General features: G+C 40.1%; 18 protein-coding genes and 1 riboswitch. All 18 genes read left to right on the top strand.

What is annotated here, in order from left to right; genetic code table 11:
• Positions 1–9: 9 nt before the first annotated feature.
• Positions 10–633 carry a Type 1 glutamine amidotransferase-like domain-containing protein gene (locus LC091_RS15920; RefSeq protein WP_226683009.1) on the top strand — a complete coding sequence of 208 codons (624 nt, stop codon included), beginning with the start codon at positions 10–12 and terminating at the stop codon, positions 631–633.
• A gap of 136 nt (positions 634–769) precedes the next feature.
• Positions 770–1,642 carry an AraC family transcriptional regulator gene (locus tag LC091_RS15915; RefSeq protein ID WP_226683008.1) on the top strand — a complete coding sequence of 291 codons (873 nt, stop codon included), beginning with the start codon at positions 770–772 and terminating at the stop codon, positions 1,640–1,642.
• Positions 1,643–1,775: 133 nt separating this feature from the next.
• Entirely contained in the window at positions 1,776–2,420 is a 645-nt protein-coding gene (locus LC091_RS15910; RefSeq protein WP_226683007.1) for a peroxiredoxin-like family protein, read from the top strand.
• Positions 2,421–2,579: 159 nt separating this feature from the next.
• Positions 2,580–2,654: riboswitch (cyclic di-GMP riboswitch) on the top strand.
• 63 nt (positions 2,655–2,717) lie between these two features.
• Complete coding sequence (locus LC091_RS15905) at positions 2,718–3,992, top strand: DUF5667 domain-containing protein (protein ID WP_226683006.1); 1,275 nt, start codon at positions 2,718–2,720, stop codon at positions 3,990–3,992.
• 206 nt (positions 3,993–4,198) lie between these two features.
• A complete protein-coding gene (locus LC091_RS15900; RefSeq protein WP_226683005.1) occupies positions 4,199–6,187 on the top strand; it encodes a phospholipase D-like domain-containing protein in 1,989 nt (662 codons plus the stop codon).
• A 143-nt stretch (positions 6,188–6,330) separates the two neighbouring features.
• The gene (locus LC091_RS15895) at positions 6,331–6,735 is read left to right on the top strand and encodes a hypothetical protein (protein ID WP_226683004.1); all 405 of its coding nucleotides are present in this window, start codon (positions 6,331–6,333) and stop codon (positions 6,733–6,735) included.
• A gap of 358 nt (positions 6,736–7,093) precedes the next feature.
• A complete protein-coding gene (locus LC091_RS15890) occupies positions 7,094–7,504 on the top strand; it encodes a GNAT family N-acetyltransferase (RefSeq protein WP_226683003.1) in 411 nt (136 codons plus the stop codon).
• A 95-nt stretch (positions 7,505–7,599) separates the two neighbouring features.
• Positions 7,600–8,115: a DUF4269 domain-containing protein gene (locus LC091_RS15885; RefSeq protein WP_226683098.1), complete on the top strand. Its 516-nt coding sequence runs from the start codon at positions 7,600–7,602 to the stop codon at positions 8,113–8,115.
• A 34-nt stretch (positions 8,116–8,149) separates the two neighbouring features.
• Positions 8,150–8,362, top strand: coding sequence for a hypothetical protein (locus LC091_RS15880; RefSeq protein ID WP_226683002.1), 213 nt, complete (start codon positions 8,150–8,152; stop codon positions 8,360–8,362).
• 25 nt (positions 8,363–8,387) lie between these two features.
• On the top strand, positions 8,388–9,056 hold the full coding sequence (locus LC091_RS15875) for an HAD family hydrolase (protein ID WP_226683001.1): 669 nt from the start codon (positions 8,388–8,390) through the stop codon (positions 9,054–9,056).
• Positions 9,053–9,604 (top strand): GNAT family N-acetyltransferase, encoded by a 552-nt coding sequence (locus tag LC091_RS15870; RefSeq protein WP_226683000.1) that lies wholly within the window; start codon positions 9,053–9,055, stop codon positions 9,602–9,604. The genes LC091_RS15875 and LC091_RS15870 overlap by 4 nt, the downstream gene beginning before the upstream one ends.
• 11 nt (positions 9,605–9,615) lie before the next feature.
• Positions 9,616–9,828 carry a hypothetical protein gene (locus LC091_RS15865; protein ID WP_226682999.1) on the top strand — a complete coding sequence of 71 codons (213 nt, stop codon included), beginning with the start codon at positions 9,616–9,618 and terminating at the stop codon, positions 9,826–9,828.
• Complete coding sequence (locus LC091_RS15860; RefSeq protein ID WP_226682998.1) at positions 9,825–10,385, top strand: GNAT family N-acetyltransferase; 561 nt, start codon at positions 9,825–9,827, stop codon at positions 10,383–10,385. Before LC091_RS15865 ends, LC091_RS15860 begins: the two co-directional genes overlap by 4 nt.
• Before the next feature lie 102 nt (positions 10,386–10,487).
• A complete protein-coding gene (locus LC091_RS15855) occupies positions 10,488–10,784 on the top strand; it encodes a TFIIB-type zinc ribbon-containing protein (protein ID WP_226682997.1) in 297 nt (98 codons plus the stop codon).
• A gap of 75 nt (positions 10,785–10,859) precedes the next feature.
• A complete protein-coding gene (locus LC091_RS15850; RefSeq protein ID WP_226682996.1) occupies positions 10,860–11,384 on the top strand; it encodes a YcxB family protein in 525 nt (174 codons plus the stop codon).
• A 2-nt stretch (positions 11,385–11,386) separates the two neighbouring features.
• Positions 11,387–11,899 (top strand): AAA family ATPase, encoded by a 513-nt coding sequence (locus LC091_RS15845; protein WP_226682995.1) that lies wholly within the window; start codon positions 11,387–11,389, stop codon positions 11,897–11,899.
• Positions 11,900–11,988: 89 nt separating this feature from the next.
• Positions 11,989–12,162, top strand: a complete 174-nt coding sequence (locus tag LC091_RS15840) for a hypothetical protein (protein ID WP_226682994.1) — start codon at positions 11,989–11,991, stop codon at positions 12,160–12,162.
• A 24-nt stretch (positions 12,163–12,186) separates the two neighbouring features.
• Positions 12,187–12,948 carry an SDR family oxidoreductase gene (locus LC091_RS15835; protein ID WP_226682993.1) on the top strand — a complete coding sequence of 254 codons (762 nt, stop codon included), beginning with the start codon at positions 12,187–12,189 and terminating at the stop codon, positions 12,946–12,948.
• The last annotated feature ends 2 nt before the right edge of the window (positions 12,949–12,950 follow it).

Here is a 12,950-nt window from a genome sequence, read left to right as displayed (position 1 = left end):
AGTGTAGTTATGAAACTATTGCTAACATCTGGAGGAGTCAATAACAAAAGTATTCACGACGCGTTGGTTGACATGCTGGACAAGCCGATTGCCGAATCCAACGCGCTGTGTATTCCTACTGCGATGTATGGACATCCCTGGGTCGGACCTGGCGAAAAAGCTTGGGATTTCATTAGAGGTAGTTCTGATAATCCCATGGTCAGTCTGGGGTGGAAGTCCATCGGCATACTTGAGCTCACAGCTCTGCCAAGTATAGATGAAGCCCGCTGGGTGCCACTTGTCCGAGAGACGGACGTCCTGCTGGTATCGGGAGGAGATGCTCTCTATCTGTATCACTGGATGAAGCAATCCGGGCTGGCAGACCTCTTGCCGGGGCTCAAGGCAGTTTATGTGGGAATGAGCGCAGGGAGCATGGTGATGGCTCCGAATATTGGGGAATTCTTCGTTGGCTGGACTCCACCAAACGGTGAAGATAAAACGCTGGGGCTCGTTGATTTTGCCATGTTCCCGCATCTGGACCACGAGATGTTGCCGGGTAACACTATGGCTGCCGCAGAGAAATGGGCCGCAGGAATGCAAGGGCCAGCATATGCCATTGATGACATGACCGCTATCAAAGTAATAGACGGGTAGGTAGAAGTTGTTTCCGAAGGACATTGGAAGCAGTTTTAGCCCTAAAACAAATAGATAATCCTACAAAATGGTGCACAAAATATCGGATGACGAGAATAAACTCCTGTTATTCTATTGATGAAAGGAGGGCATACAAATGGATTTGCTTAAGGACATGAATACTGCCATGAAGTATATCGAGGAAAACCTTACTAATGAAATAGATTTTAAGATGGTGGCAAGGATAGCTCATTGTTCTGAATATCATTTCAAAAGAATGTTTTCTTTCCTTGCAGGAATTACGTTATCAGAATATATACGCCGCAGACGACTTAGTTTGGCGGCATTGGAGCTTCATGATAGTAAGATAAAAGTTATCGATGTTGCGATAAAGTATGGATACAATTCGCCGGATTCTTTTACTAGAGCTTTTTTTAATTTACACGGCATTACACCATCAGAGGCCAGAGAAAATGGTCACCAACTAAAAGCTTATCCAAGTATGACCTTTCAATTATCAATAAGAGGAGGTAATGAAATGAATTTCCGAATAGAACAAAAAGAAGCATTTAACATCGTTGGAATCATGAAGCGGGTTCCCATCATTTTTCAAGGGGAAAATCCGGAAATAACAGAGATGTGGAAATCCCTGGATGCAGATAAGATAGCTCATTTACAAAAACTCTCCAATGTTGAACCCATGGGCATGATTCAAGCATCTACTAACTTCTCGGAAGGACGGATGGAAGAGAAAGGTGAGTTGGATCAGTATATTGGAGTCGCAACAACGCAAGAGAATCCCGAAAACTTTTCAAAACTTCAAGTCCCTGCTTTGACTTGGGCCATATTTGAATCAGCAGGACCATTTCCTCAAACCCTCCAGGAAACTTGGGGAAGAATTTATTCTGAGTGGTTCCCATCTTCGAACTACCAAGTAGCAGAAGGGCCTGAAATGTTGTCGATTAAAAATAAAGATATATCAGCACCATCAGTGAAATGTGAAATATGGATTCCGGTTCTAAAGAAGTGAATAAATGACGTAAAGCGCAGGGGATAATCTCCTGCGTTTTCCTATGGATTTCTACCTTCAAGCAAATTAGAGGTAAAGAAAACTTTAATTTGTTATGGTTATTTTGAACAGATCATAAGGAGGTAAGATAAGGATGTCTACATTGCTCGAAGAAATTAAAGCATATAAAGAGGTATTTAAACAAAAGGCTCCCGAGGAAAAACAACGCTTGATGGCGCAAGCAACAAAAGAACTAGAGGAGTCTGGAGTTGCACAAGGGCTAAAAGAGGGAGAGAGAGTACCTGATTTTACCCTTCCTGACGCGACTGGCAAAATGGTGTCCATTAAGGAAGAGCTTGAAAAAGGTCCGGTAATCCTGACATTCTATCGCGGCGGATGGTGCCCTTACTGCAATCTTGAATTAAAAGCCTATCAGCGAGAATTAAACTCTATCAAAGATGCTGGCGCAACATTAATCGCCATCAGTCCTCAAACACCTGATGCTACCTTGTCAACAAAGGAAAAAAATGAACTGGAATTTCTGGTTCTAAGTGACGAAGGTAACCAAGTTGCAGAACAATTCAATTTAGTATTTAAAATGCCGGATTATTTAGTAGAGATATATAAAGGTTCAGGGCTAATGGTTCCGGACCATAATGGTAATGATGATTGGGAACTACCAAAACCAGCTACATTTGTGATTGACCAGTCAGGTAACATTGTTTTTGCAGATGTCGATTCTGACTATACAAAACGTGTAGAGCCAGGTAAAGTTATTGATATCTTAAAGAATGTCTAAAAAATTCATACGCAAAAATGGCTTGAGTGACTATACTCAGGCCATTTTTTTATGAAATATTATGGACCGAGAAGCCTTTTACTTGTGAATACAAATAGCGCATGAAGAAAGCCTCTAAATAAAAATGTTCTAGCACCGATATAAAAGTCGTGGAATCAAACTCGATAAGGGCAAACCTTTAGTAATATAGGGACGCAAAGCTATAGGGACTCAAGGAGTCAGCCAGCTGCCGAGAATGAATAATCTGTCATTCTTTTTTCTATCGTCTGATTCTAAAAAAATTTAGGAGGAACATTCATGAAAAGAAGAGTGATTATTCCAGTTTTATTTTCAAGTTTACTAGCATTCGGAACTACTGCTTCAGCAGCAACGGAGGATGTGGATGGAGGTATTACCCCAGATCACGTCATGTATTCGGTAGATCAAATGCTGGAGGAGTTGCAGCTGTTCATTACAGTGAAAGATACAAAGGAATTAGAGCTACTGTTGAACTTTGCCAAAGAACGTTTGGCAGAGGCAAAAGAAATGAATGCAGAAGAGAAAGAAGAGTTCATTAACGAAACAGTGAAGGACTACATAGACAAACTTGAGTTAGCGGAAGAAAAGCTATCTGAACTGTACTTGAATGAAGAGATGGAAGAGGAAGAGTTGAATGAGCTTCACGATGAAATGGAAGAAGCTACAGAAGTTGATGAGGAATTAGAAGATAAATTAGAAGACGAAACAAAAGAAGAATTAGAACAAAGAACAGTAATCATTAAACAGTTGCCGGCTATTGTAAAAGGCCTATCTGAAGAGAAAGTTGCAGAACTACGGGAACAGGGACTAGGCTTTGGTCAGATTGCACAGGTGTTTATCCTTGCTGAAAAATCAGGGAAAACAGTTGAGGAAGTGGCGGATTTATTTGCTGAGGAAGATAAAGGATTTGGAGAAATAGCAAAAGAATTGGGCTTTAACCCTTCAGAAATAAAGAAAAAAGAGAAAGAGCCCAAAGTAGATAGCGAAGAGAACGAAGAGGACGAAGGAACAGAAAATGAAGAAACAGAAGAGGACCAAAATGAAAAAACAACTGCTACTAGTGTGAAAGAAAATAATAAAACTATAGACAAAAAAAAAGAAAAAGAAGAGAATCGCAAGCGTGAGAAAGCGGAAGAAAAAGAAGAACGCAAGCGTGAGAAAGTAGAAGAGGAAGAAGAACGCAAGCGTGAGAAAGCGGAAGAGGAAGAAGAACGCAAGCGTGAGAAAGCGGAAGAGGAAGAAGAGCGCAAGCGTGAGAAAGCGGAAGAGGAAGAAGAACGCAAGCGTGAGAAAGCGGAAGAGGAAGAAGAACGCAAGCGTGAGAAAGCGGAAGAGGAAGAAGAGCGCAAGCGTGAGAAAGCGGAAGAGGAAGAAGAGCGCAAGCGTGAGGAAGCGGAAGAGGAAGAAGAGCGCAAGCGTGAGGAAGCGGAAAAGAAAGATAAGCGCAAGCGTGAGAAATCTAACACAGACGACGAAGATGAAGACGAAGATGAAGACGAAGATGATGACGAAGAAGATAACGAAGATGAAGACGACGATGGCGATGAAGACTAAAGACTAAAGACAAAGCTACAGAAGAATAGATAAAGGTAATCGATATACTTCAAATCTATTTTGTAGAGGCATTGATAGATATCAATGCCTCTTGTCTTTGTTTTAAGAATATTAACAGATAAATAATAGTAACTTAACAAAAATAGAGCGAACTTACTTTATACTAGTATAGTAATTATTTTATTTTTAAAAAAGGAGTTGGAAGAATGAAAAGGTCTGTAAATCTATCATTGGTTTTTGCACTCATATTCTCGTTTTTTGTTCCAATTTTTGAAAAGGAAGAAAACGTGTATGCTACCGCTACTAATAGTGTAGTGTTGAACGAAATTGCTTGGATGGGAACAACACATAATTACACCGATGAATGGCTGGAGCTACATAACACCACAAATGAGCCGATTGACTTAACGGGGTGGTCACTTAACGCTCAAGATGGATCTCCATCTATTAACTTAGAAGGTCAAATCCCGGCCAACGGATTTTATTTGCTAGAAAAGACAGATGATAATTCAGTAGCAGGCATAGCAGCAGATTTGATTTACAGCGGTTCACTTGGAAATAGTGCTGAAATTCTGGAGTTGCGCGATGCTAATGGTGTTCTAGTAGATTCTGTCGATGCTTGGTATGGAGGGGATAACACTTCTAAGGCGACGATGGAAAGGGTCGACACGAATGGGCTAGGAACGGTTGCTGAGAGTTGGAAAACAGCTACAGATGTGTATGATGGTGGATACGGTACCCCTGCCAACAGTTCAACTTCTGGAAGTGGCGGATCTACCGGTGGCACAACAGGAAGTAATTTTTGCGGCGATACTACGGAACAATTAAACAATGTATCTAGTGAACTATTTGCGATTAATGTTTACTTCAATAAATGTGCATTGACTGATTATGCTACAACAGGAAATTCAGCTAACTATAACGTAAACCTTGAAGATCGTTTGATTGAAAGATTAAATCAAGCGACAACCAGTATTGATTTTGCTACGTATGAAATTAACCTACCGCGTGTGGTCGATACGTTAATAAATAAGGCCGCACAAGGGATAGATGTACGTGTCATTGCAGATGCAAAGGATGCTACAGACCCTCATTATGCGGATCGTTTTAACACGATGAGATTATATGTAGAGGAAATGGTTAGAGGAGAAGATGGACTCGTTGGAACAAATGACGACATTCACGTTTTTTCTGATTCTGCCATGTTAGCAGTAGAAGATGCAACATTAAGAGAGAAACACGGATTACCGCCTGTACCAAATGACTTTTCCTATGGAACCTATACTATTGGAAGCACAAATCAAACTGGCTATTTATTTGTTGACGCTGAACAAAAGACAGATGGGACTTATTATTCTCCCGGAGTCCAAATGCACAATAAATTTGCAGTGGTAGATGATACGTGGGTATTTACAGGCAGTTGGAATTTCACTGTCACTGGTTTATATGGTTCAGAAGAGAACATGGCGAACGGTGTGTTAGGTGGAAATCAGCAACATGTGGTAGAACTTCATGCACCTGAAATTGCCAACGCCTATGAAACAGAGTTTAACGAAATGTGGGGTAGTGGTTCGTTGACTCCGGATCCTATGGTTTCTAATTTTGGAACAGGAAAAACAGACAATACGCAACATTTTTTTGATATAGGTGGGAAAACGGTAGAAGTTTATTTCTCTACTGGAGATGATGCGTTAGGCCGTATGAGAGAGTTAGTCAAGAATGAAGCAGACATAAACAGCTATTTCACTATTTTCGCTTGGAGTGACCAAGGTCTTGTAGACGAACTGAAAAATAAATATGAGGGGTCATACAACGACCTAGAAGGTACACTAACTGGATTTGATGTTAAAGGTTTATTCGACTCTAGCTTCTGGAATCAATGGTGGAGTGCTAGTGTGGATATGACAGGCCGTACTGCTAGTCAAACCAGTGTAGACAATCCGAACACTCGGTGGGCCAATCCAGCACCAGTTTACCAAGCTAACGAAGACCGGAAACTTCACAGCAAAACGATGTTGATTGATGCGGATACAACAAGTGATCCAACGGTAGTGGTAGGTTCCACCAATTGGAGCAACAACGGAAATGATGTCAATGATGAAAACATGCTGATCATTCATGATACAGAAATAGTTAATCAATTCGTTCAGGAATTTAATGCACGATACCTGAATGCAGGTGGAAGTATAGACTAGAATAATTTTTTACTGAAGCACGACCATGGAACGATGGTTGTGCTTTTTAGATTTATGGAAGTTTTTTACTTGAAAGTGTGAAACTTATTAACTGTAACTCCGTATAAATACTTAAAGATGCCCAGCAAAATATAGGAGGTTTTATGATGCGTAAATTCTTAAAATATTTTTTCTGGACTGTAGCAATAGTTCTTATATTCTTTATCGGTTCAAGGTATGAGCTACAATTAATTGAAAAAGGTCAAATGACCTATAATTTATGGCCTGCGGCAATATTTGCGACTGCTTTCCCAGTCATAATTGGAATACTCCTTCGTTTGCCAAAATTAATAACAGAAATTAAGCGGGACAAAGCATGGTCCGTGAATTGGATAAAGTTATTGGCAGTTGGACTCCCTACCCTTTATCTAGCTTTGGTCCCACTACTTTCTTTCACTTTTCTAGGTAAGTATCTTCCGTTTGCGATTGACATTATACATTTAGATAGCTCCAACATCGCTGGATTGATATTTGGATATGTGCTGTTGGATAGTTTGAAAGAGGATTAATTAGCTTTATATATTTATGAAGACCTTTCTGGATGGAAAAAACGTCTGGCCAGGTCTTCATGGGTGTTATGAAGACTTCTCTGGAAGGAAAAACGGGGTGGTCAGGTCTTCATGGGTGCTATGAAGACTTCTCTAGAAGGGAAAACGGAGTGGTCAGGTCTTCATAGGTGTTATGAAGACTTCTGTGGAAGGAAAAACGGAGTGGTCAGGTCTTCATCCGGATTTTAGAAATTTATGAAGGTGTTTGCAGAATAAAGTCGAAATAATGTATATGCAATTAAAGCAAGTTGGAGGTATATGAAAGTGGTTAAATGGTGGATGAACTCTTCAAAATAATAATTTTGAGGAGGAAAAGGAAATGGAAATTAAATTTAGTAGAGATAAAGCGATCAAGTTAGAACAATTAGAGAGGTTATACAACGATGTAGAATGGTATGCTTACACCAAGGATTTAGATGTCCTTAAACAAGCATTCTATAACTCTTTAGAAGTGGTTTCTGCTTGGAATGGTGACGAATTAGTAGCGTTGATTCGGATAGTTGGGGATGGTTTGACCATTATCTATATCCAAGACATTCTGGTGTTGAATGCATATCAAAATCAAGGAATTGCTACTCAACTAATGCAACAGGTTCTAGAGAAATACAAACATGTGCGGCAAAAAGTCTTGTTAACAGATGAAGCCCCTGATGTAAGGCATTTCTATGAGAAAAACGGCTTCGAGTCTTGTGATAAGGGGACGTTAGTGGCGTTTGCGAAGTTTCATTAAATATTTTCAAAACCTAGCGCTATTCTAGAAACAGGAATAGCGCTAGATTTTTTAGGATTTAGGAGAGTGGGTACTTGAATAATCTTTTCGAGCAAATGCAGACCGGTAATATACAACAGCAGAAGGCTTATTCAGCCATTATCGAGTTAAATATTTTAAATGACCTACATATTTATAACCTAGTAGTATGTGGAACACTTCCTATCGGTATTGATGTGAAAGATTCAGATCTAGACATCATTATGGAAGTAAGGGAATTAGATACTTTCGCAAACAAATTGTATACTCTTTACGCTGATAAAGAAAATTTCACTTTAAAAAGAAAAACAATCCGGGGCAAGGAAGTCGTGAAAGCGAATTTTACTTTTCATGATTTCGAGTTTGAATTGTTCGGTCAAGCTCAGCCTATACTCAAACAGTACGCGTACCTGCATATGAAGATTGAATATGAATTGTTGGAAAGAGATCCAGACTTAAGAGAAAAAGTGATTAGCCTTAAAAAGCAGGGGTATAAAACGGAACCGGCTTTTTGTAAACTTCTTAACATTAGCGGTGATCCTTATGAAGGCCTTCTTTTGTTCGGTGTGGAAGAAGGAATAGTACAGCCATAAAGAGCTACCATTCTTAACAGGAAAAGGTGAAAAAATGATAGATAAAATCAAAGCAGTACCGGAGAGAAAGTCATTTTTCATAGGATTAACCTTGGTGCTAGTAACCCCATTACTGTTTCTACTGGCAGATTTATTCCCAATTGCTACTTGGATCATGATTTCTGTAGGAGTATTCATCAACTTTTTTTCTATTTTATTTATTTTGAATGCAGCAGATAAACGGCATTCACGGTTGCGTAAGCAGTAATCAGTAGTAACAAGGAGGGAACTTTTTGGCAGAATACAAGATCATTCTATTTGATTTAGATGGAACGCTTTCCGATCCAAAAGAAGGTATCACAAAATCGGTTCAATATGCATTAGCGAAAATGGGTATTGTGGAATCTGATACCGATAGACTTGAGACTTTTATCGGTCCCCCACTCCAGGTTTCTTTTGCGGAGTATTATGGTTTAGATGAAAAGCAATCTATACGTGCTATCGATTTTTATAGAGATAGGTTTAAGGAGAAGGGGATGTTTGAAAATGTCCTATATCCGGATATTTCCTTGCTTTTAGAGGCGTTAAATGAGTGCTGCTTTATATTAGTGGTGGCAACCTCGAAGCCTACCGTTTTCGCTGAGCAGATAATAAAGTATTTTGAGTTAGAGAAGTATTTTCAACTGATTGTCGGAAGTAACCTCGATGGTACAAGGGCATCCAAAACGGAAATCATCCAATACATACTTGATAAATATTCTGAATTTAATCGCGGTGACTTTGTCATGATTGGAGACCGGAAGCACGATATTATTGGGGCGAAGAATACAGGGATTGACTCAATTGGGGTGACGTATGGGTACGGTTCTCAGGAAGAAATAAGAGATGCGGAACCGACTTGCATCGTTTCTAGTATAGATCAATTAAAAGATATGTTGCTGGGAAGCAGGGTCTATAAATGATTAAGATAGAGATAAGAAGGCCAAGAGCAGAAGATATTAATGAATTACATCATTTTTTTAGAACAGTTATTGAAGATACATTTATCAAAGAAGGCATAGGGAATCAGTTAGAGGGTTTGGAAGCTGAGATTGAGTATAAGAAAGCTTACTTTACGGATGATTTAGCAAGCAATGGAGAGAATCGATTTTTTCTGCTGGCTTTAGAAAGAGAAAAGATCATTGGTACTATTGAACATGGTGAGGCAAGCGACCTTATATGCAAATGTACCGATAACGCATTAAAGCAATTGCATGAGGTGGGGACGGTGTTTGTGCATCCTGATTTCCAAAGGAAGGGAGTAGGGAATTTACTTTTAAAAAATATGTATCGAACACTTCTGAACAAAGGAATTCGCGAGTTTTGCTTAGATAGCGGGTATGCACGTGCGCAGAATATTTGGAAGAAGAAATTTGGTGAGCCTTCTTATTTTCTAGAAAACTACTGGGGGGAAGGCTATCATCATATGATATGGAAAATCAATGTAAGGGAGAGTATAGGGGATGTATGAGGTGGATTTCATTGATTAAGAAAAAGGAGCCAACCGTTAAATACTTGGTTATAATGTCTTCCTTACTTTGCCTGTCTACAATCTTACAAAGTATCGTGGTTGTTTCGACTCCTCATACTTTTGTCAGGATTGTCAATTTGATATCCATCGTCGGAGCGTCTGGCATTGTGGGGGCTTTTATCAGGGAAGTGTTTATTTTAAAGGATAGGTCAAGGGGGAAATGAGAGTGTCGGAAAGACTTTTTAAAATCGATTGTGGAGATATTTATCTCCAAGAGTTTTCTATAGAAGATGCAGACAGTATATACAAAATTTCCAATCAACTTGAAATATCTACCTTTCTACCAGATTGGAAGTCCACTAGAGAACAAAGGATAGATTGGGTTACCAACTATGAAATACCAGCCAATAAGGCATTTCTAGAAGCAGTTAAAAACACAGGTGATATTGAAGGTCGCTTTTTAAAACTAGGAGTTTTTATGAGTGCAACAGATGAATTTATTGGATGGTGCTGTACTGGGATAAAAGAGGAACTTCCTGCTCCAAATAGAGAGATTATGTATGCCATTTCAGCTGAGTACCATGGGAACGGTTACGCAACAAAGGCCTCTTTAGGGTTATTAAACTACTTATTTACAAACACAAATTTAGAGATTCTTAATGCAGTAGCTTTACCACATAACCCATCTTCAAACAAAGTGATTGAGAAATGTGGGTTCACTTTTCAAGGGCATCAAATGATAGATGACGAGTTATATAATCACTATATATTAAGAAAATAAGAGTGGTGATTTTACGTCCTCCAACGTAATTACCACTCTTTTTAACATTTAAATGGACCATATACGCAAAAGAATCGTATACCTTAAAAAGGGGTGGGCGCGGTGGGGAGAAAGTGGAGAAAGTACCTGAACCCGTTAAAAATAAGAAATGCTGCTGTGTGGATGTTGATTGTCGGAGCGTTTTTTAATTTTTTTGGCCAAATTTTTAACATAGAATGGTTGATTTATTCAACAATTATTATTGTAATCATATTCACTATCGTCTCCCTCATTTTCTGGAGATGTCCTAACTGTAAGAAGCGGCTTCCGTTCAGGTATGATAGTGAAATCGAGCTGTCTTACGCGTATGTATGCCCAAGATGTGAGAAGCGATTTTTTGATGACGGGACGATGGAGTAGGCAGCTGGTTTAACAGGCTAAACCGTTAAAACAAACCGTAACTCATGTTATCCTTGTAACAGAGGAGTGATTTTTTTGGAAGAAAAGAAAGAAATAGTATCGGTAAGTGGAATAATTAGTAAGGAGATTTTCAAGAAATTCTTGGGCTATCATATTCAGTCGTTGAACAGGTTGATACTGACTATCTTGTTATTTGCTTTCTTTTTGTATACTTGGTTGATGCTTGATTTGGGTTGGTTTTTCGCCCTGATTACTGCCCTCATCCTGTGTGGTATCATAAAATTAATGCTAACCGTTGTGATCAATTTTCGCTCTGCAAAAGAATATAAAAGCGACAAGCTGATGCAAATTGAAGTTTTTTTGACCATCAGTGAGGATGGTATTGAGCAGAAGCGCCGGAAAGCAGAAGCGTTTTGGGAGTGGGATGATATCCTTTCCATTCATGAACAGAAGGAAATGTTCCTATTTTATGTTTCGAAAAATAAGGCGGTCTTGTTGCCGAAAAGCTTTATGGTCAACCATGAGATGATCAAGCTAAGAAAGATTATACATAATAACGCATTGACTCAGAAAGTGAAATTGTTAGAGGGAACGGTGTAGCCATGACGAGTAATGTTTATATTATTTCAGGTCCGTGTGGTGTTGGGAAATCGACTATTACAAAGGGACTTGCACGTAAATTAGAGAAAGCGGTACTAGTTGAGGGGGACCTCATCAGCGCTATGTTTGTTGGCGAGGAGCAACCTGCTTGGGAAGAGAAGCTCTCCATCGTCTGGAAAAACTTAAGCAGCCTGACTAAGAATTTTTTGGCGAATGGCTATAATGTGGTGATTGATTATGTGGTGGAGGATGAGCTGGAATGGTTTTGCAAGGAACTCCAACAAGCAAGGCTGGATGTAACGCTGCACTATTATGTCCTGTGTGCTGACCCGGAAGTGCTTGTGGAGCGTATCACCAAACGCGGTGACATCAACATGATTCCCCGTTCCTTGGAGCTTCTCCACCAGCTAGAAAATAAAAAAGAAAACGCGCCCTATTTGTATGACACGACCAATAAGGATCCGAACCGCATCATAGAGGAGATTGCGGGCAACATTACGCGTTATAATTCTTGACAGATTCCTTAGAAATTCTTACCATAAAAGAAAGAGATGTACGGAAGGGGAATCGAAAGCCAACCAATGTGGAATAACCTTTAAGGAAATTGAGTAACTGGATAGAATCAGCTGTTCCGACCAAGGGATCAGTCTGTCCGTCCATCATTTCATTAAAGGGATACACATGTTGTGGAGTCGATACCCCACTTGAAACAGGTGCCTTTGGTGCACCTGTTTTTTTATGGGGAAAAACATCTCTTTTATCGGCCATACTTGTTTAAACCCAAAGGTTGGAGGGTTATTTTATGAATAGAATTGCTGTCGTTACAGGGGCGAGCCGTTTAAAAGGAATCGGAGCAGCGGTAGTCCGAGAGTTGGCGAAAGTAGGCCATCCTGTATTTTTTACGTATTGGACGCCTTATGATGAAGAAATGCCATGGGGGTCTGAAGCCAGTGAACCGCAACTTTTAAAAGAAGAGCTGGAGGGATTCGGCGTTTCGGTGGGCATGATGGAGCTTGACCTCACAAGTGTGGAAGCGGCAGATGTGCTGCTTCAAAAAGTGAGGGAGGACCTTGGTGAGCCAAGTATTCTGGTGAACAATGCGGCCTACTCCACCAACGATGATTATAGCACGATAACAGCGGAGGATCTGGATAAGCATTATCTTGTGAACATCCGGGCTACCACTCTATTGAGCAGTAGATTTGCTCAGCAATTCTCCCTTGGAAGCGGTGGGCGGATTGTTAACCTGACATCCGGTCAATTTCGCGGGCCGATGCCAGGTGAGCTTGCGTATGCAACGACGAAAGGCGCCATTGATGCTATGACCATAACGCTGGCCGCAGAGGTTGGAAAGCTTGGAATTACCGTCAATGCAATTAACCCGGGTCCTACTGACACAGGGTGGATGACAGAGGAAATTAAGTCAGATCTTTCTGGCATGTTCCCTTCCAGACGGGTAGGTATGCCAAGTGATGTCGCACGGACTATTAAGTTCCTTGTCAGTGAAGAAGCGGAATGGGTGACCGGACAGATTATTCACTCAGAAGGCGGGTTTAGGAGGTAGAG

It is taken from the genome of Sutcliffiella horikoshii (assembly GCF_020524325.1).
Lineage (GTDB): Bacteria > Bacillota > Bacilli > Bacillales > Bacillaceae_I > Sutcliffiella_A > Sutcliffiella_A horikoshii_D.
Note: the sequence above shows the minus strand (reverse complement) of the source record. Positions and strands in the feature narration are given on the sequence as shown.